The 18900-nt window shown below is 44.4% G+C and carries 15 protein-coding genes; 5 read left to right on the top strand and 10 right to left on the bottom strand.

Going from position 1 to position 18900, the window contains the following annotated elements; translation table 11 throughout:
* Nucleotides 1–23 precede the first annotated feature (23 nt).
* Complete coding sequence (locus V1U08_RS15450) at nucleotides 24–203, bottom strand: Flp family type IVb pilin (protein WP_014232854.1); 180 nt, start codon at nucleotides 201–203, stop codon at nucleotides 24–26.
* 402 nt (nucleotides 204–605) lie between these two features.
* Between V1U08_RS15450 and V1U08_RS15445 the strand changes: the two genes are divergently transcribed.
* Both V1U08_RS15445 and V1U08_RS15440 read left to right on the top strand, forming a co-directional pair.
* Nucleotides 606–1334, top strand: coding sequence for a helix-turn-helix domain-containing protein (locus V1U08_RS15445; RefSeq protein ID WP_330470962.1), 729 nt, complete (start codon nucleotides 606–608; stop codon nucleotides 1332–1334).
* 149 nt (nucleotides 1335–1483) lie between these two features.
* Nucleotides 1484–3178 (top strand): AMP-binding protein, encoded by a 1695-nt coding sequence (locus V1U08_RS15440; RefSeq protein WP_330471056.1) that lies wholly within the window; start codon nucleotides 1484–1486, stop codon nucleotides 3176–3178.
* Nucleotides 3179–3233: 55 nt separating this feature from the next.
* On the opposite strand, the gene V1U08_RS15435 is transcribed toward V1U08_RS15440, so the two are convergent.
* The gene (locus V1U08_RS15435; protein ID WP_330470961.1) at nucleotides 3234–3443 is read right to left on the bottom strand and encodes a DUF1127 domain-containing protein; all 210 of its coding nucleotides are present in this window, start codon (nucleotides 3441–3443) and stop codon (nucleotides 3234–3236) included.
* 97 nt (nucleotides 3444–3540) lie between these two features.
* Between V1U08_RS15435 and V1U08_RS15430 the strand changes: the two genes are divergently transcribed.
* The gene (locus V1U08_RS15430) at nucleotides 3541–4485 is read left to right on the top strand and encodes a LysR substrate-binding domain-containing protein (RefSeq protein WP_330470960.1); all 945 of its coding nucleotides are present in this window, start codon (nucleotides 3541–3543) and stop codon (nucleotides 4483–4485) included.
* A 72-nt stretch (nucleotides 4486–4557) separates the two neighbouring features.
* Here V1U08_RS15430 and fusA read toward each other — a convergent pair whose 3' ends face one another.
* Nucleotides 4558–6645 (bottom strand): elongation factor G, encoded by a 2088-nt coding sequence (gene fusA, locus V1U08_RS15425; RefSeq protein WP_239948426.1) that lies wholly within the window; start codon nucleotides 6643–6645, stop codon nucleotides 4558–4560.
* 205 nt (nucleotides 6646–6850) lie between these two features.
* Entirely contained in the window at nucleotides 6851–8230 is a 1380-nt protein-coding gene (gene radA, locus V1U08_RS15420; RefSeq protein ID WP_014232860.1) for a DNA repair protein RadA, read from the bottom strand.
* 121 nt (nucleotides 8231–8351) lie between these two features.
* On the opposite strand from radA, the gene V1U08_RS15415 reads away from it, so the two are divergent.
* Nucleotides 8352–10700 carry a PilZ domain-containing protein gene (locus V1U08_RS15415; RefSeq protein ID WP_330470959.1) on the top strand — a complete coding sequence of 783 codons (2349 nt, stop codon included), beginning with the start codon at nucleotides 8352–8354 and terminating at the stop codon, nucleotides 10698–10700.
* 64 nt (nucleotides 10701–10764) lie between these two features.
* On the opposite strand, the gene serB is transcribed toward V1U08_RS15415, so the two are convergent.
* Complete coding sequence (gene serB, locus V1U08_RS15410) at nucleotides 10765–11745, bottom strand: phosphoserine phosphatase (RefSeq protein WP_014232862.1); 981 nt, start codon at nucleotides 11743–11745, stop codon at nucleotides 10765–10767.
* A 91-nt stretch (nucleotides 11746–11836) separates the two neighbouring features.
* Here serB and V1U08_RS15405 point away from each other — a divergent pair, with 91 nt between their 5' ends.
* A complete protein-coding gene (locus tag V1U08_RS15405; RefSeq protein ID WP_014232863.1) occupies nucleotides 11837–12442 on the top strand; it encodes a YtjB family periplasmic protein in 606 nt (201 codons plus the stop codon).
* 83 nt (nucleotides 12443–12525) lie between these two features.
* Here V1U08_RS15405 and deoD read toward each other — a convergent pair whose 3' ends face one another.
* The 5 genes from deoD to V1U08_RS15380 all read right to left on the bottom strand — a co-directional run bounded on the left by deoD (nucleotide 12526) and on the right by V1U08_RS15380 (nucleotide 18720).
* Nucleotides 12526–13245 carry a purine-nucleoside phosphorylase gene (gene deoD / locus V1U08_RS15400; RefSeq protein WP_014232864.1) on the bottom strand — a complete coding sequence of 240 codons (720 nt, stop codon included), beginning with the start codon at nucleotides 13243–13245 and terminating at the stop codon, nucleotides 12526–12528.
* Nucleotides 13246–13383: 138 nt separating this feature from the next.
* The gene (locus tag V1U08_RS15395; RefSeq protein ID WP_065297323.1) at nucleotides 13384–14604 is read right to left on the bottom strand and encodes a phosphopentomutase; all 1221 of its coding nucleotides are present in this window, start codon (nucleotides 14602–14604) and stop codon (nucleotides 13384–13386) included.
* Between the two features lie 83 nt (nucleotides 14605–14687).
* The gene (gene deoA / locus V1U08_RS15390; protein ID WP_329350310.1) at nucleotides 14688–16016 is read right to left on the bottom strand and encodes a thymidine phosphorylase; all 1329 of its coding nucleotides are present in this window, start codon (nucleotides 16014–16016) and stop codon (nucleotides 14688–14690) included.
* Between the two features lie 93 nt (nucleotides 16017–16109).
* Nucleotides 16110–16886, bottom strand: coding sequence for a deoxyribose-phosphate aldolase (gene deoC, locus V1U08_RS15385; protein WP_014232867.1), 777 nt, complete (start codon nucleotides 16884–16886; stop codon nucleotides 16110–16112).
* A gap of 550 nt (nucleotides 16887–17436) precedes the next feature.
* Nucleotides 17437–18720, bottom strand: coding sequence for a NupC/NupG family nucleoside CNT transporter (locus V1U08_RS15380; protein WP_014232868.1), 1284 nt, complete (start codon nucleotides 18718–18720; stop codon nucleotides 17437–17439).
* Nucleotides 18721–18900: the final 180 nt, after the last annotated feature.

Here is an 18900-nt window from a genome sequence, read left to right as displayed (position 1 = left end):
CCAGAATCAATAAACGGAATGTTTTAGCTAACTTTACCAGAGATCTTGCCCTCTATCGTGCCGAACGTTGTTGCTAAAGCTGACCAGAACCCCAAGCTTAGCATTGCCGCCACAATCAGTGCCGCACCAAGAATATATTCAAGAAGTGTCAAGCCTTCTTCATCATTCCAAAAGTCTTTAAGTACTTGTGTAAATTTATCCATTTTAAATGCCCCCTAAAGATCCGTTTTAGAGATCTTTAATATTGATTTTAGTGTTTAACCCCTCATGAAACGTCCCTACTTAAGTAGGGGTTTCGAAATCAATTTAGGTTAGAAAAGTGTTAGAACGTTAGGATATTTTTGCCATTCATTGGTACTTTTTTGCTATCAATGTATTTATCAGTATGCTGTATTAACTATGAGATTGGTGGCTATGAAATATGGGATAGACATCACACTTAATCGTTAAAATCCCCACCATAATCAGTTAATTGATAAAACTAAAATATGATTTGAACCAGAAATTAATAAACGAAAGGGTTAATCTAAACACTCAAGGATTGAGATTCAGATGGGTTGATCCACGTTAAATTCTTGTATAAGTATGAATTAAATGGATTTTATATGGAAAGGCTTGTTAAAGCGTGTTGGATTGGGGGGGCTTTACCATCCCTGCCAGAGCACTTTCGATGGGTATTTACACAATACTTCGAATTACTCGACCACAGCAATGACATATCAGTAATCAGCGATAAAGAATTCAATTACTTTTTTTATTACGTAACGGATAGTCCATTTGACTTGTTACAAAGCGTTGTAACGCTTTGTGAAAATCTAGATAAAAAACTCATTGTTGTATACACAAAAGGTATCGAAGCTAACAAACTACCACCTCAACATATAACCGCTGAATACTACGCATTAGACGATAACTATCTGTCACATTGGTTATCTCAGATAAAGCTAAAATACTTTTTCAATCATAGCTTTGAAAGCTCTCTTTTGTTACCAAACAAATCATGCTCTAAGAATGGCAAAGCCAACTTTTCTGAGGTCGTTGATTATATCTCAAATAATATACATCGAGAGTTGCGAGAAGAAGATGCAGCTGCTCTCTGCCACTACTCTACCACCTACTTTTCGAAAGTGTTCCGTCGCAAGGTTGGTATGTGCTTTCGTGATTATGTTACCGCTAAGCGTATTGCATTAGCGAAAAAGATGCTCACCGAAGACAATTCAATGAAAATTGCGTACATCGCTTACCAATGCGGCTATCACGATGTTTCTTATTTCTCTCGGATTTTTAAGAAAAAGACTGGCTTCTCACCAGCAAGCTACCGACAACAATTTTAGAGCTCAGCTTTTAGGTAGGTTTTGCAAAAGATATAGCACTGTCTTGGCCGCAAATTTCATCGAAATACATTCCCGTACAGTAACTCACATGCTAAAGTTAACATTATGTTAACAATTATAAAAAACGAGAAGACATGGAGTCACTTATGATGCAACAGCCGAATGTAGCCAACTCCTCTGCTGGTTGCGCTCTCCCTCCGCCAAATGAAATGATTCTAAAATGGGCAGAAGAGCGTCCAAATGAGGTTTACTTAAAGCAAATCATTAATCGGGAATTCGTTGAATTCACTTACGCTGAAGTCGCAGACCAAGCTCTAAAGCTGGTGAGCGCATTACGCAACCTTGGTGTTAATCCAGGTGATAAGGTAGCGTTAATCTCCAAAAATTGCGCAGAGTGGTTTATCTGTGATCTAGCTATGATGCTGGGTGATTACGTTAGTGTGCCCATCTTCCCAACGGCTGGAGCAGACACCATTGAGTACTGCCTCACGCACAGTGAAAGTAAGGTGCTTATCGGCGGTAAGTTGGACGACTCAAAGGCAACTCAGCAAGTAATTAATGAAATGGGCGATCTGATCAGTATCGCACTGCCATATAACTCTGCACCGATGTGCCAGCATCAATATGCTGAACTCATTGCAAATGAAGTGCCAAGTGTAGAACGTCCACAACATTACGACGATAAGCTCATGTCGCTGGTTTATACATCCGGTACTTCAGGCTTACCAAAAGGTGCAATGTTGACCTACGGCGCATTCAGTTGGTCCGTGCAACAGCTGATCAATCATATTGGCATACAACCAAACGACCGATTGTTCTCCTACCTACCACTCGCACACATTACTGAACGAGTGTATATATTTGGTTCTTCAATTATGGGTGGCGTACCCACAGCATTTCCAGAGTCACTCGACACATTTATTGAAGATGTAAAAATGCATAGACCAACCTTGTTCATATCAGTGCCAAGGTTATGGACATTATTCCAGCAGCGAATTCAGGATAAGTTACCGCAAAAGTCTTTGAACATTCTTCTCAAGATCCCCTTTGTGAATTCGCTGATTAAGAAGAAACTTGCCGTTGGGTTAGGTTTAGACCAAGCCCGAGTATTAGGGTGTGGCTCTGCTCCCGTATCACCAGCTTTGTTAGAGTGGTACCACAGCGTTGGGCTTAATATTACCGAAGCTTGGGGGATGACGGAGTCCTTTGCTTACAGCACGATTAATTATCCTTTTAGAGCCGATAAAATTGGTACTGTCGGCAATGCGGGGCCTGGTATAGAACTGAAAATTGCTGATGACAGTGAAATCATGGTTCGAGGTAAAGGATTATTCTCTGGCTACTATAAAAATGATATCGCGACTCAAGAATCTTTCGATTCAGAAGGCTGGTTGCACACTGGTGACATCGGAGCGATAGATGCTGATGGTTATCTTACGATTCAAGGCCGCAAAAAAGACACGTTTAAAACCGCGAAAGGGAAGTTCGTTTCTCCCGTACCGATAGAAAAGAAATTGTTCGAATACAGTCGCATAGAAATGATGTGTCTGATTGGTCTTGGCTTACCAGGCCCAATATTGCTGGTCGTGCCTCATGATTTCCCTCACTTCGACAAAGAGCGTTATGAACGTTCCACTCGTAAAGTCATTGAGAGAATGAATAAAGAGCTGGCATCTCACGAGCAAATAAAAGGCGTGTTGATGATAAAAGAGCCATGGAATATCGAAAATGGCGTTCTTACCCCAACTCTGAAAATAAAGCGCCACGTACTTGAACAAAAGTACCACGAACTTGGCCATAACTGGCCGAAAGGCCAATTAGTACTCTGGGAAGAAGACTTATAATTAAGCTAGCACTCCTCAATAGCCGTTGAGGAGTGCCACCCAACCTTGCTTCAAACTACTGCCTCCAAAATGGTTTGTGGCTTTCTTTTAACACCTCATGCTTTTCCAAACCAATATCATTCCAAAGATGTTCAGGTAACTCTCTTAGATGACGACGAGTCCTATGATTTCTTTTCCATAAGTAGAGTTTAGAAAAAATTAACTGAATCCAATTTTGTTGTGTCGTTAGCAAAGCTCGTTCACAATTGTTCGTGATGTTTTCCATCTCTTTCACCCTTTTATTCTATTGACCAGCTAATAATCAACGACTACCTTAATAATCTCAAACGATAGAACCTGCCATTGAGTTAAGGAAAACTAATGTGAAAGATCGGATGCCACCTCTACAAGGCTTATACTATTTCTTCATCGCAGCGAAAGAAGGCAGCTTTAAGACCGCTGCCAAAAACTTGTTTGTTACGCCTGCAGCAATTAGCCAACAAATCAGGCAGTTAGAAGAATTTTTGGGTACTGACCTGTTTGTTCGCCAACACAGGAAGATATTGCTAACACCTCAGGGAGAGTTGCTATTTGCTCAAGCAGAACGAGGATTTAGTCATATACAACAAGGTGTTCGTCTAATTAACCAAGATCCCAACCCAAACCAACTTTCTATCTCAACACTTCCCTCGTTTGCACACCATTGGCTAGTTCCTAAAATAACGGCCTTTAGACAACGTCATCCTGAACTTTCACTTTTGCTGGAGCCCACAAATGAACTGGTTTCTTTTCAAGATAGTCAAATAGACTTATGCGTTCGTTACGGCTCAGGAAACTACCCTAGTTTAGAATCGCAATGGTTAATGGATGAAGCTTTCTATCCTGCCTGTCATCCGGTTTATCAAAAAGAGCACGGCATTTATAACATCGAAGATTTGAGTAAAGCGGAGCTTATCGAAGATCTTTGGCCTGATCTCGACTGGAATATGTGGTTAGAAAGACTAGGACAACATGCTGCCAAACCAGCGCTAAAATACAGCGGTTCCCACCTAGTACTTGAGGCTGCCTTATCATTACAAGGGGTGGCGCTTGTAAAACACAGTTTGGCCTATCAATATTTTCGAACGGGCAAATTGGTACGGATTGGCAACATCGCCATCAAACCTAAATTCGCTTACTACTTATGTGCCCCAAAGGGATACCTCCAGCGGCCTAAAGCACAGCAGTTTGCAAAATGGTTAAAAGAAGAGATAGACAACTTTGAAAAGTCGGTTAATAGAGACTTTAAAACCATCGTGCTATCAGACGGAAGCATTCCAACTGAATGACAAATTATTTTTGATATTAATAAAAAGCCCCGCACTAGGCGGGGCTTTAAAGTCATAGAGTTAACTTAAGAATTACTTCTTAGCGTTACGCTCTTTAACTTCTGAGATTACTTGCTCAGCAACGTTTGCTGGACAAGGTGCGTAGTGTGCGAACTCCATAGAGAACTGACCACGACCAGAAGTGATAGTACGTAGGTGACCGATGTAACCAAACATTTCTGATAGAGGAACGTCTGCTTTAATACGAACACCAGTAGCACCAGCTTGTTGATCTTTGATCATACCACGACGACGGTTAAGGTCACCGATTACGTCACCAACGTTGTCTTCTGGAGAGAATACGTCAACGTTCATGATTGGCTCAAGAAGCTGTGCACCCGCTTTAGGCATAGACTGACGGAATGCGCCTTTTGCAGCGATTTCGTAAGCGATAGCTGAAGAGTCAACTGCGTGGAAGCCACCGTCGAATAGTTCAACTTCTACGTCTAGAGTTGGGAAGCCAGCTAGAACACCAGTGTCCATCATGCTAGCGAAGCCTTTCTCTACTGCAGGCCAGAATTCTTTAGGTACGTTACCACCAACAACTGTTGATTTGAACGTGAAGCCAGAGTTTGGCTCACCTGGTTTGATACGGTAATCGATCTTACCGAACTGACCAGAACCACCAGACTGTTTCTTATGCGTGTAGCTGTCTTCGATTGCTTGCGTGATAGTTTCACGGTAAGCAACCTGAGGAGCACCTACTTCTAGCTCAACGCCGTAAGTACGCTTAAGGATATCAACTTTGATATCTAGGTGAAGTTCACCCATACCTTTAAGGATGGTTTCGCCTGAATCTTCGTCAGTTTCAACCTGGAATGATGGATCTTCTGCAACCATTTTACCGATCGCGATACCCATTTTCTCAGTTGAACCTTTATCTTTTGGAGCAACAGCGATTGAGATTACTGGCTCTGGGAAGATCATTGGTTCTAGAGTACATTCGTGCTTAGGATCACATAGAGTGTGACCAGTTTGAACGTTCTTCATACCAACAACAGCGATGATGTCACCAGCTTGAGCTTCAGTGATCTCGTTACGGTCGTCAGCTTGCATTTCACACATACGGCCGATACGCTCAGTTTTACCTGTCGCAGCGTTAAGTACAGTGTCGCCTTTCTTCATTACACCAGAGTAGATACGGATGAATGTTAGGGCACCGAAACGGTCGTCCATGATCTTGAACGCTAGAGCACGTAGTGGCTCTTCTGCAGATACAGTCGCTACTTCACCTGTTGGCTCACCAGTTTCTTTATCTGTTAGAGGCTGAGGATCAACTTCTGTTGGAGAAGGTAGGTAATCTACAACAGCGTCTAGCACTAGCTGGACACCCTTGTTCTTGAACGCAGAACCACAGAATGTTGGGAAGAATGCTAGGTCACGAGTACCTTTACGGATACAACGTTTTAGATCTTCGATAGAAGGCTCTTCACCTTCCATGTAAGCTTCCATTAGGTCGTCGTCTTGCTCTACCGCAGTTTCGATTAGCTCTTCACGGTAAGCTTCAACGTCGTCAACCATGTCAGCAGGAACGTCTTGAACTTCGTAGTTCTCTGGAAGACCTGAGTCATCCCATACGTATGCTTTACGAGATAGCAGATCAACAACACCAACGAAGTCATCTTCACGACCAATTGGAAGAACCATTACTAGTGGGTTCGCCGCTAGTACGTTCTTAACTTGGTCAACTACGTTGAAGAAGTCTGCACCCATACGGTCTAGTTTGTTAACGAAGATCAGACGAGATACTTCTGATTCGTTCGCGTAGCGCCAGTTAGTTTCTGACTGAGGCTCAACACCACCAGAACCACAGAATACACCGATACCACCATCAAGAACTTTAAGTGAACGGTATACTTCTACTGTAAAGTCAACGTGTCCCGGAGTATCGATAACGTTTAGGCGGTGGCCATTCCACTCACAAGTTACCGCTGCTGATTGGATTGTAATACCACGCTCAGCTTCCTGCTCCATGAAGTCAGTTGTAGACTCACCGTCGTGTACTTCACCAGTTTTGTGGATTTTACCAGTAAGCTTTAGAATACGCTCAGTGGTGGTAGTTTTACCCGCATCAACGTGCGCGAAAATACCAATGTTTCTGTACTTTGATAAATCTGCCATTGTCTTACTCTGTTTATAAGGTATAAATTGCGCGCAGAGTATAACACAATCTGTCAAGACTGATACCCTTGCGTGCAGATGGACGAAAAAAATTTTTAACGTAAATTTTCCATCCTCAAATGATAGCCAAGTATCGCGATTTATGTGCTTTATTCGCTCAATTTGAGAATGGATTTTACATTTTTGAAACGCTTATTTTAGCGCGTTATAACTCATCAAATGCTTCGATTGCTTCTGATAATTTTTTAACCCCATGAATTTGCATGCCCGGAATCCCGCCTTTAGGCATATTCGCGGCAGGAACAATTGCTTTTTTAAAGCCGTGCTTAAACGCTTCGTTTAAGCGTTCTTGCCCACTTGGCACCGGACGAATTTCCCCCGCTAAGCCAACCTCACCAAAGATAACCACATCTTTGGGTAGAGCACGATCACGAAAGCTCGATAGCAACGCCATGACTAACGCAAGATCCGCACTGGTCTCGGTGACTTTCACACCACCGACGACATTAACAAACACGTCTTGGTCTGCCATTTGTAACCCGCCGTGTTTATGCAGCACAGCCAGTAATAAAGATAGACGGTTTTGTTCGAGGCCTACAGCCACTCGGCGTGGGTTAGCGAGTTGCGAATAATCCACCAGAGCTTGTATCTCGACTAATAGAGGGCGAGTCCCTTCCCATACAACCATAACTGAAGACCCTGAAGTCTCTTCTTCACCGCGAGAAAGGAAAATCGCCGATGGGTTACTCACTTCTTTGAGCCCCTGCCCTGTCATTGCAAATACGCCAAGTTCGTTCACTGCACCAAAACGGTTTTTGTGACTGCGCAACGTTCGGAATCGGCTATCAGTGCCGCCGTCTAGTAACACAGAACAGTCAATAATATGCTCAAGAACTTTTGGACCAGCGAGCGTACCATCTTTGGTTACGTGACCAACGATAAATACCGCAACATTGTTTTGCTTCGCGTATCGTGTAAGCGCTGTCGCGGACTCACGGACCTGCGCGACACTACCAGGCGAAGACTGAACATCAGAAACGTGCATCACCTGAATCGAGTCAATCACCATAATACGAGGTTGCTCTTTCTCAGCAATTTGACAGATCTTATCCACATTGGTTTCAGATAACATCTTCAGGTGATCTTTTGGCAAACCAAGACGAGAAGCACGCATCGCAACCTGTTGCAGCGACTCTTCGCCCGTTACGTATAAAGTCGGCATTTGTCCCGACAAAGAACACATGGTTTGCAAAAGCAACGTTGACTTACCTGCTCCGGGGTTACCACCAATCAATATCGCAGCGCCGGGAACGACACCGCCACCAAGCACACGATCAAGCTCTTTAAAGCCACTGGTAAAGCGTGGCACTTCTTGCAGGTTAATTTCTGATAACGTTTGTACCTGAGATTCTGTCGCAGAACCTGCGTAACCACTTAAGCGTTCATTGCGGGCGACGGTCGGCGAAGCAGCAATTCGTACTTCTGTAATCGTATTCCATGCACCACACGCATTACATTGCCCCTGCCAACGCGGAAAGTCTGCGCCGCAATCATTACAAACATACGCTCGTTTTGCTTTCGCCATGATGCCTCAATTTTTAACAAATGTGACCAAGCACTGCCAACTGACTTGAGAACTGAATATACTCAAGGTTTACTGCGCTTAGCCGATACAATTCAAATAACGACATACTCTAACAGAAATAATGCTGCAATCTGAAATTCTCTCGCTCGCGGAACGGCTCATCCCGGTCTATGGTTCTGTAGACTTTGATTTTGTCCTTGGCCAACTGACCGAGGACGCGCCACCTTCAGCCAAAATTTTGGTCAAGATAGAATTAAACCGATTAATGGCACCGTGCAAAAAAAGCATTGATTTACGCGGCCGTGTTAACGGGGAATGCAGAAAATACATATTTGATGGCATTCCACACTGGTTAGATGATGTTGCATTCAATGCCTATCACAAAAGCACCAGAAAGTATGGTGGTTATACCGAAGGCGTCTGGGAAACGCTTATTAGCACCCGGAATAATTTTCGAGTAATGGGCAAACAAGCTGTCGAAGAACATCACTCCTCCCTATCTGAGACTCAAAGCCCGTTTAGTGCCGTACCTATCCAATTAGGTTTTGACTTAAAGCGTCAGGAGAAGCGTTTAAAAGTCCAGTCACAAGTAGAAATACATCGTTCAAAAGGCCAACTGCTCCACGGTGTAAGCATTGATCTATCAAGCTCTGGTGCAAAATTCAAAGTACCCAGCGCCTTTAAATACAACCTTGGTGAAATCATTGAGGTGACTTTTACCGACTTTGCCAGTAAATCTCAATTAGCCGGAATTGAAAAACCTCTGACTTATCGGATTTTGGCTGTTGAAGACTGCTACGAAAATGATGCCATTCGATATCTGAGAACCATTCTCCTAACCGAAACCAATGTGATCGACAAAGTCATTGATGAAGTGCTAAATAGCGATGCGAAACGCACACGTCATGATAATCAGGATAAGATCATTCGGGCTCGTACGCGCGGATATGAGCATTTGGCTCTGAAACATACCAGCAACTTGCCGCTGTTCTTTCAAGGCAGCGAGCTAAAACTTGCCATGCTAACGCCGAATAATCAAAAGCTATGGCAATACTGGCACGATGAACGTAACCAACAAGTTTTTGGCTCCCTGTTCCATGAAGAAAGAATGACATCGCTGATTACACCGGGAGTAAAAGGCACCACTAACGTTCTCTATTCATTTACTCACGAGCACGATAACAAAACTTATTTCTATTCGATGCTGAGACCGGAAGCAACCAGAGAGCAACGCCAACTATTCTGGCATTTAGGAGCAAAGCGAAAAAGCTGGCGAGTTTTTCGCGTGTCTATCTTCGAACTTTCCGAGCAAGAAAAAGAGGAACTCGCCTCATTTTCATCTGAGCTGGCAGAAACCTCGAATTTACTCACTCATGTGGGGATCTTGCAAGAAATCTCGGACGAAGCTTCAGGACAAGACTATCTGTTAACCGAAAAACCTCGTTTGCCCTCAAACACCTTAAATGCGTTTCGACATCCGAGGCGAATAACCGGCCAACCCAAAGGGATGTATTTTGATGCGCAATCTCGGCGTAAAGAGCCTCGATATCGATTTAAAACGCCACTCGCGTTAATGTCAGGGCAATTAAATAGTTCGGGATACAGTGTTGATATTTCGAAGCGAGGACTCGGAATTCAGCTAGAAACTCCAGCCTCCTTGCGCGCAGGTCAAGAGGTCGCCATTAACTTTCGTGAACTGCAATTGTACGATAGCAACTTGCCGCTATCCGACGTGCCTTATCGAGTCGTACGAGTCAGCCCCGATGGTCATAGAGTTCAATTGGTCATTGGTCAAAGCAGCAAAGCACGTCGAGTGATCGCATTTCTTAATAAAGTCATTGAGCATAATAAGAACAAGTTGCTTCAGCAGGCAGATGTACTGCCAAGCCATGAGCTACTGGAGAGGCTGCATAGTACTATTCTTTCCAGAAGCCTGAGTTCTCCGGTTTTCATTAGTAAAACGTCAACGGGATCGTTTAAAACACCGGTTATCGGTGTAAACCTGCCCTTACCCAAACATGTTGAGATTTTTGCTCAGATTGGTCATGACAATAAGTTTATTCTGGATCCGATCTTTAAAGGTCGTACGAGCACTCTGATCGCAGACCTAATCAAACGTATAGAAGGCGTACAGGAAAAACACGAAGACATTTACATCAGCGCTTCAAAAATCGGTAACAAGGTTACTGGTATAGAGTCCAAACTGCATCAGGATTTTAGCAGTCTGAAAGAGCGCATTCAGTTTATAAAAAAAGCGCGCATGATGGGCGATTTCTATGTTCTGCGTCTCTCTACCGCGCCTATTTTTGAACCTATGACCTCTCTACTGCAAAGAGACTTGAGTGAGTTAACCCAGTTTAGTGTGCATCAGGCAAGCAAACTAGAAAAAGAGCTTACTGCACTTATCGGTTACAGTGAGTTTGAAGACATCACGGAAGAAGTACTCGTTAGGCTAGAGCTAACCGAATAAAAAACACCGCCCTGTTCGGCGGTGTTTCAATATTGAAGCAAGTTAGCTGTCTTTTACCAATAGGCTATGGCTTAGACTTCCAGCTAATTTTCTGTTGTTTAACCAGCGCCCCTGACAGGATACAAAGCACACCACCCAAACCAGAATAACGAATCGCAGATTGAGCCTGTGCCTCGACTTTCGGTTTCGCATGGTACGCGATCCCCAAACCAGCAGCAGACATCATCACCAAATCATTCGCGCCGTCACCTACCGCAACCGTATTATGCTGCTCGATTTCGTACTCATCCGCTAATTCAACCAAAATATCGGATTTCACTTGCGCGTTGACGACGTCACCAAGCACTTTACCCGTGAGTTTTCCGTTGATGATTTCCAGCTTGTTCGAGCGAGCGAAATCTAACCCCACCTTATCTTTGATGTAATCAGAGAAGTAGTCGAAGCCACCAGAAGCAATCGCGGTTTTCCAGCCCAACGCTTTCATTGTAGCAATCAGAGCTTCAAAGTCTTGCATGAATGGAAGTTGCGAGCGTACTTGTTCAAGAATAGATTCATCAGCACCTTTGAGTTTACCAACTCGTTGACGAAGGCTCTGTTCAAAATCCAGTTCTCCTTGCATCGCACGTTCAGTAACTTCAGCGACTTCTTCGCCAACACCAGCCAACTTCGCAATCTCATCAATACATTCAATTTGAATGGCTGTCGAATCCATATCAAACACAATGAGTCCTGTAGTCGATAAATCAGGAACTTCATTGAGTGATGCGTAATCTAAGTTAAGGCTTTTTAAAATCGTTTCGTGTTGAGACGTAAGTTCACCTGACATCAATGCGACTTCGTACTGACCCACCTTCCATGTTTCTAGGACCGGATTGTAAAAACCAGTATAAAAGTCAATGTCTTCAAAATGACGCGGTGAAAGGTAAGTAGAAAAAATAATCCAATTTGCTTTGGCTCTATCCAACTGAGAGGCAAAGCGAGTTTCAGGCAGTCGATTTAAAAGTGTCGTATGTTTTCTTATAGGCAAGCTTTTTGACGCGTCCATGTATATAATCCTTGGTGACTTTGCTAAAACGTTACCTCAACAAGCTAAAAAGGCAAGTCTTTGTTTTATTTTAAATGGATGAGTAAAGAGCATGAGTGAGTCCTTGTTCTCAGTAAGGAATGCCCTACGAATTCTGGCGCTAATACTACTGTGTGTGATGCTATTTATCACGATAAAAAACAGTGTGGTGATCAGTAAGGGCAACGAAAAAATTCAAGCACATCAGCTTGAGACACTCACCAAGGTTTTGATCTCGCAGGCATCTTTGTCTGCCAGTGAAATGATTGTGAACAATGATCAGGAGCGATTACTGCAGTTGACGAATCAACTTGCACAAGATCGTCTGGTATTTGATGCAACCATCTATGATGCACAAGGCGTGCGCCTGGCCTCTAGTGAAGAAGCATTATCAGTACGAGAAGTTCTAGGATTAGACACCCCACTGGCAACCGCTTCAATTGGTCGACAACAACTGGTTGAGCCTGTCATTGCTGACGGTTCTGTTGTCGGTTTTGTCCGAGTGACGTTCGAAACAGGCCGTGTTACCGCGATTTCTGACCACCACTATCGCAAAAGTGATCGCTACATGTACATGATGGTCTTGATGAGTTTTGTGTGTGGCATGCTGTTCATTATGATTTTACGCAGGCAACCAATTCGCAGAAAGAAGGCAGAAAACCTTCTGCTAACCAAATAACTCGCCGGTAATCAGAATTGAATATAAAAACAGCCCGCATTGTGCGGGCTGTTTTTTAGGTGCTTAGTTGCGATTACAGGGGCTTACTCTTTATCACCAAGTAATACCGAATCCAGTGCAATCAGCATCATGTCGTTGAACGTGGTTTGACGCTCATCTGAAGTGGTTTGCTCGCCAGTTTTGATGTGGTCAGAAACCGTACAGATGGTTAGTGCTTTAGCACCGTATTCTGCTGCTACGCCGTAAATACCAGCTGCTTCCATTTCAACACCCACAATACCGTACTTGTCCATTACATCGAACATTTCTGGATCAGGCGTGTAGAAAAGCTCTGCAGAGAAAAGGTTACCCACTTTCACATCAATGCCACGTGCTTTTGCTGCGTCTTCTGCGGCACGAACCATTTTGTAATCAGCAATAGCAGCGAAGTCATGGCCTTTAAAGCGAATGCGGTTTACTTTTGAATCCGTACACGCGCCCATACCGATCACAACATCACGTACTTTGATGTCTTCATTCACAGCGCCACAGCTGCCAACACGGATGATCTTTTTCACACCGAAGTCTTTGATAAGTTCTGTCGCGTAGATCGAACATGATGGGATGCCCATACCGTGGCCCATTACAGAGATTTTTCGACCTTTGTATGTTCCTGTATAACCGAACATGTTGCGAACGTCACACACTTGAACAACGTCTTCAAGGAAAGTTTCTGCAATGTATTTTGCACGTAGCGGGTCACCCGGCATCAGTACTACGTCTGCGAATGCACCCATTTCAGCGTTGATATGTGGAGTTGCCATTTTTTTCTCCTTAACCTTTCTCTAGCGCTCCGCGCTTAAGGCGCTGTCAGCCAGAGTCTTCTCATTTCCGACAAGCAGCACTTTCATACTGCAAACATAAAACCAGGAGCATTAGGCTCCCAGTTTTTAGTATCCCGATTACAGGAAGTTCTTACCGTATTCCATTGGTGAAGTACCGAAGTAGCTCGCCAACGTTTGGCCGATATCTGCGAACGTTTCGCGGCGGCCAAGAGAGCCAGCAGGCACTTTTTGACCGTAAACCAATACTGGGATGTGCTCACGAGTATGGTCTGTACCTGGCCATGTCGGGTCACAACCGTGGTCCGCAGTTAGGATAAGTACGTCGTCTTCATCCATTAGCTCTAGCACTTCGTTGATGCGACCATCAAAGTACTCAAGCGCCGCAGCGTAACCCGCCACATCACGACGGTGACCATAAGCTGAATCGAAATCAACAAAGTTAGTGAATACGATGGTGTTATCACCTGCTTCTTTGATCTGCTCTAGCGTAGCTTCGAACAGTGCTGGGATACCTGTTGCTTTCACTTTCTTAGTGATACCGCAGTTTGCGTAGATATCGGCAATCTTACCGATAGAAACAACATTGCCTTGTTTCTCTTCTACCAATTTCTGTAGAACAGTAGCTGATGGCGGCTCAACTGATAAGTCACGGCGGTTACCAGTACGTTCAAACTGACCTTTGCCCGGGCCAATGAATGGACGCGCAATAACACGGCCAATGTTGTAATCAGCGAGCTCTTCACGAGCGATTTGGCAAAGATCTAATAGACGATCCAGGCCAAATGTCTCTTCGTGACACGCAATCTGGAATACCGAGTCTGCTGAAGTATAGAAGATAGGTAAACCTGTCTTCATGTGCTCTTCACCCAAATCATCCAGTACTTGAGTACCAGAAGCATGGCAGTTACCTAAGTAGCCATCTAAGCCAGCACGCTCGAGAATGCGATTCGTCAACTCTTCAGGAAAGCTGTTGGTTTTGTCACTAAAGTAACCCCAATCAAATAGAACCGGCACACCAGCAATTTCCCAGTGACCAGACGGAGTGTCTTTACCAGAAGACAGCTCAGCCGCGTGACCGTAAGCACCGATGATTTCTGCATCTGCGTCTAGACCAGGAGCAAAGCGACCTGTTGATTCTTTATGTGCCATCGCCAAACCAAGTTTAGATAGGTTTGGAAGACGAAGTGCGCCTTGACGTTTGTCGTTATCTGCTAAGCCTTTTTCACACTGGTCCGCAATATGACCTAGAGTGTCTGAACCTACATCACCAAATTCTTTAGCATCAGCCGTTTCACCGATGCCGAATGAGTCTAGTACTAAAATAAATGCTCTTTTCATTGCTCGTTCCTTAGGCCCACTCGGCGAATAAGTATGGTTGAGTAGGCCTTATGTAATTACTTAATCAGTTAGGGTCTGGTGACCTAGATATCTTCTGCACGAATCTGACGGTAAACCTCTGGGGTTGGTGTGTATTCACCACCAACTTTGATTGCACTGCGTAGTGCTTTTGCCGCTTCTTCCCACTGCTCTTCACTGCGAGCGTGGATAACAGCCAGAGGCTTATCACTATCAGCGACCTCACCCAAACGGATGAACTCATCAAAACCAACCGCGTAGTCGATTTCATCCGTTGCAACGCGGCGACCACCGCCCATCGCGACCACAGCCATACCGATAGCACGTGTGTCCATCGCAGAGACAATGCCTGTTTCCGTCGCATACACTGGCTTGATGATTTCTGCTTTTTCTAGGTAGTTTTCGTAGTTTTCTACGAAGTCTGCAGGGCCGCCTAAACCAGCAATCATCTTGCCGAAGCATTCTGCCGCTTTGCCGTTATCGAGCACTTCCATCAGTTTCGCACGTGCGTCATCTGTATTTTCTGCCAGCTTACCAAGCACCAACATTTCCGCACACGACGCCATTGTGACTTCAAGCAGACGTGGATTACGATATTCACCAGTCAGGAAACGAACCGCTTCACGAACTTCAACCGCATTACCGGCTGAAGACGCTAGAACCTGGTTCATGTCTGTCAGGATTGCTGTTGTTTTTGTGCCTGCGCCATTTGCTACCGCAACGATAGATTTGGCTAGCTCTTCTGATGCTTCATAAGTTGGCATGAATGCGCCCGAGCCGACTTTCACGTCCATCACTAGAGATTCCAAGCCCGCAGCCAATTTCTTAGAAAGAATGGACGCCGTAATTAACGAGATGTTATCAACGGTAGCCGTGATATCTCGGGTCGCGTAAACACGCTTATCGGCTGGAGCCAAATCACCAGTTTGACCGATAATTGCAACGCCAGCGTCTTTCGTCACTTGACCAAATACGTCGTTAGTTGGCGTGATGTTGTAGCCTGGGATTGACTCTAATTTATCGAGTGTACCGCCAGTATGACCAAGGCCACGACCAGAGATCATTGGTACGAAACCACCACACGCCGCCACCATTGGGCCAAGCATGAGAGAGGTCACATCACCCACGCCACCTGTAGAGTGCTTATCGACAATAGGGCCGCCAAAGTTCATGTGGCTCCAGTCGATAACCATGCCTGAATCGCGCATTGCACAAGTCAGGGCAATACGCTCATCCATGGTCATTTCATTGAAGAAAATAGTCATAGCAAATGCCGCGATCTGACCTTCAGATACTGTGTTATTTGCTACGCCTTGAATAAAGAAGTTGATTTCGTCAGCAGAAAGAACTTCGCCGTCGCGTTTTTTACGAATGATTTCTTGCGGTAAATACATTAGTGCCTCCCAAGCTCGATGAAAGCTTTGGTAAAAGTAGGACAGAAGGTTGGTAGCCCCCTGTTTGGGGCTACCAGTCAGACATTTTTAGAATTAGTACGCTGTTGGATCAGCCGTTTCGTCTGTTACTTCTAATGTATTTAACAGGTTAGTTAGCAGGCTTGACGCACCGAAACGGTAGTGACGAGCATCAACCCAGTTATCACCTAAGATTTCATCTGCCATTGCTAGGTAAGCCGCTGCGTCTTCTGCAGTACGCACACCACCTGCAGGTTTGAAACCAACTGTTTCTGCTACACCCATATCACGAATTACTTCTAGCATCATTCGAGCGTATTCTGGTGTTGCGTTCACAGGCACTTTACCTGTTGAAGTTTTAATAAAGTCTGCACCCGCTTCGATACAGATTTGTGAAGCTTTTTTGATTAGCGCTTCTTCTTTTAGTTCACCCGTTTCGATGATCACTTTAAGAAGAATGTCACCACAAGCTTCTTTACATTGCTTAACCAGTTCAAAGCCCACTTTCTCATCGCCCGCCATTAGTGCACGGTATGGGAACACTACGTCAACTTCGTCTGCACCGTAAGCAACCGCTGCTTTTGTTTCAGCAACTGCGATCTCGATGTCGTCATTTCCGTGTGGGAAGTTGGTAACGGTAGCAATGCGAACCTCAGGTGTGCCTTGCTCACGAAGTGTCTTCTTAGCAATAGGAATAAAGCGAGGGTAAATACAGATTGCAGCCGTGTTGCCTACTGCTGTTTTCGCGTCATGACATAGTGAGATCACTTTTGCATCAGTGTCGTCATCATTCAGCGTAGTTAGATCCATAAGTTTTAGTGCACGTAGTGCTGCTGCTTTTAAATCGCTCATTTCTATCTCCGATCAATATTCAAAAAATTCACTACTCAGCCTTACATCGCAACTCTAACTATAATCAACGAGTTGAGATTGTGTAAAAAATGACTCAGTAGTCTATTTATGAACGGACTTGGTTCCATGAAGACTCGGCATATACAGCGAAAATTTCTTATGCCAATTGCTATCCTTGTCACCGCACAGTACCAATTTGGCCTATGGCACAACAATCTATGATTGCGGTGTCTTTAATATCATATCTCCCCAACAAAATGCCGTTGAGATCTAATATTTCAGGGTAATTCATTTACCCATCGATTAGGTTGTATCCACCTTGTGATGTCTACATTATAGATATTCATCGCAAAACTGTAGCACCAAATAGAGCGCAAACGGTTTGTATCTCAAAATTTCCAGGTTTCTATTCTCTAGTCCGTCAGTTAAGACCCCTTACATTTGACGCACTAAAAGTTTTCAGCCCTGAAAACGAAAAAAGCCCCGCAGCAATTTCTTGCTACAGGGCATGATTTAATATGGCGTCTATATATTAAAAACCAGTTCTAAATTACAGAGCTGCTAGGCTTAAGCAGAAGCCTGCAATTGTCGCTGCCATTAGGTTAGACAACGTACCAGCTAGTACTGCTTTAACACCCATGCGAGCGATATCTGGACGACGGCTTGGCGCTAGACCACCCAGACCACCTAGTAGGATCGCGATAGAAGAAAGGTTCGCGAAGCCACACAGTGCAAATGAGATGATAGCCGTAGTCTTCTCAGACATTACTTCACCAGTTGCTGCGATTACTTGAGCGTTTTCACCGATGTAAGGTGTGAAGTTCAAGTATGCAACGAATTCGTTCACTACAATTTTCTGACCGATGAATGAACCAGCAGTTACTGCTTCAGCCCATGGAACACCGATTAGGAATGCTAGTGGAGAGAACGCGTAACCCAGGATTAGCTCAAGAGTCAGCTCAGGCATACCGAACCAACCACCGATGCCGCCTAGCATACCGTTAACAAGAGCAATCAGACCTACGAATGCGATTAGCATTGCACCTACGTTTAGTGCTAGTTGTAGACCAGAAGCTGCACCGCCCGCTGCCGCGTCGATTACGTTAACAGGTTTGTCGTCACCGCCGTCCATTGCCTCTTCGATACTTTCATGAGGCTGATCAGTTTCAGGGTGAAGAATTTTAGCGAATAGTAGACCACCAGGTGCTGCCATGAATGATGCTGCAACTAGGTATTCTAGAGGTACACCCATTGATGCGTAACCCGCTAGTACACCACCAGCAACAGAAGCTAGACCACCACACATTACCGCGAATAGCTCTGATTGAGTCATTTTTGGAACGAATGGACGAACCACAAGTGGCGCTTCAGTTTGACCTACGAAAATGTTAGCTGCTGCTGACATTGATTCTGCACGAGAAGTACCAAGCGCTTTCTGTAGTGCACCACCAAGAATCTTGATAACCCATTGCATAACGCCAATGTAGTACAGAACTGAGATCAGAGCAGAGAAGAAGATCAGTGTAGGAAGAACACGGAATGCGAAGATGAAACCACCGCCACCGAATACTTCGAACATCTTGTTAGAAACAAGACCACCGAACAGGAATGATGAACCATCGTTACCGTAGTTGATAACGTTAGATACACCACTAGAGAAACCGTTTAGTAGATCACGGCCCCAAGGTACATAAAGAACAAATGCACCTAATGCGAATTGGATAGCGAATGCACCACCCACAGTTCTAAAGTTGATAGCTTTGCGGTTAGATGAGAATGCTAGTGCGATAGCAAGTAGCACAACCATACCAACCAGGCTCATAAACAGGCTCATAGTTTATGACTTCCTTATAAGTTATTTATTGGCGTGTAACAAAATGGAGCTATAAAAGCGGGGCAATTATACTCATGCATCATCAATTAAAGTAATGCCGCCCTCACACTTTCCCATAAGATTCATTATTGATTCACTAATCTTTGTGATAGAACTCACAATAAAAAGGAAAACGTTTTC

Origin of the sequence: Vibrio sp. YYF0003 (assembly GCF_036350715.1) — a bacterium.
GTDB classification, from domain to species: domain Bacteria; phylum Pseudomonadota; class Gammaproteobacteria; order Enterobacterales; family Vibrionaceae; genus Vibrio; species Vibrio natriegens.
Note: the sequence above shows the minus strand (reverse complement) of the source record. Positions and strands in the feature narration are given on the sequence as shown.

What these genes read in the sequence shown, in the direction of transcription:
- V1U08_RS15450 (WP_014232854.1), bottom strand. Translation starts at nt 203, where the DNA reads ATGGATAAATTTACACAAGTACTTAAAGACTTTTGGAATGATGAAGAA.
- V1U08_RS15445 (WP_330470962.1), top strand. Translation starts at nt 606, where the DNA reads ATGGAAAGGCTTGTTAAAGCGTGTTGGATTGGGGGGGCTTTACCATCC.
- V1U08_RS15440 (WP_330471056.1), top strand. Translation starts at nt 1,484, where the DNA reads ATGCAACAGCCGAATGTAGCCAACTCCTCTGCTGGTTGCGCTCTCCCT.
- V1U08_RS15435 (WP_330470961.1), bottom strand. Translation starts at nt 3,443, where the DNA reads ATGGAAAACATCACGAACAATTGTGAACGAGCTTTGCTAACGACACAA.
- fusA (WP_239948426.1), bottom strand. Translation starts at nt 6,645, where the DNA reads ATGGCAGATTTATCAAAGTACAGAAACATTGGTATTTTCGCGCACGTT.
- radA (WP_014232860.1), bottom strand. Translation starts at nt 8,230, where the DNA reads ATGGCGAAAGCAAAACGAGCGTATGTTTGTAATGATTGCGGCGCAGAC.
- V1U08_RS15415 (WP_330470959.1), top strand. Translation starts at nt 8,352, where the DNA reads ATGCTGCAATCTGAAATTCTCTCGCTCGCGGAACGGCTCATCCCGGTC.
- serB (WP_014232862.1), bottom strand. Translation starts at nt 11,745, where the DNA reads ATGGACGCGTCAAAAAGCTTGCCTATAAGAAAACATACGACACTTTTA.
- V1U08_RS15405 (WP_014232863.1), top strand. Translation starts at nt 11,837, where the DNA reads ATGAGTGAGTCCTTGTTCTCAGTAAGGAATGCCCTACGAATTCTGGCG.
- deoD (WP_014232864.1), bottom strand. Translation starts at nt 13,245, where the DNA reads ATGGCAACTCCACATATCAACGCTGAAATGGGTGCATTCGCAGACGTA.
- V1U08_RS15395 (WP_065297323.1), bottom strand. Translation starts at nt 14,604, where the DNA reads ATGAAAAGAGCATTTATTTTAGTACTAGACTCATTCGGCATCGGTGAA.
- deoA (WP_329350310.1), bottom strand. Translation starts at nt 16,016, where the DNA reads ATGTATTTACCGCAAGAAATCATTCGTAAAAAACGCGACGGCGAAGTT.
- deoC (WP_014232867.1), bottom strand. Translation starts at nt 16,886, where the DNA reads ATGAGCGATTTAAAAGCAGCAGCACTACGTGCACTAAAACTTATGGAT.
- V1U08_RS15380 (WP_014232868.1), bottom strand. Translation starts at nt 18,720, where the DNA reads ATGAGCCTGTTTATGAGCCTGGTTGGTATGGTTGTGCTACTTGCTATC.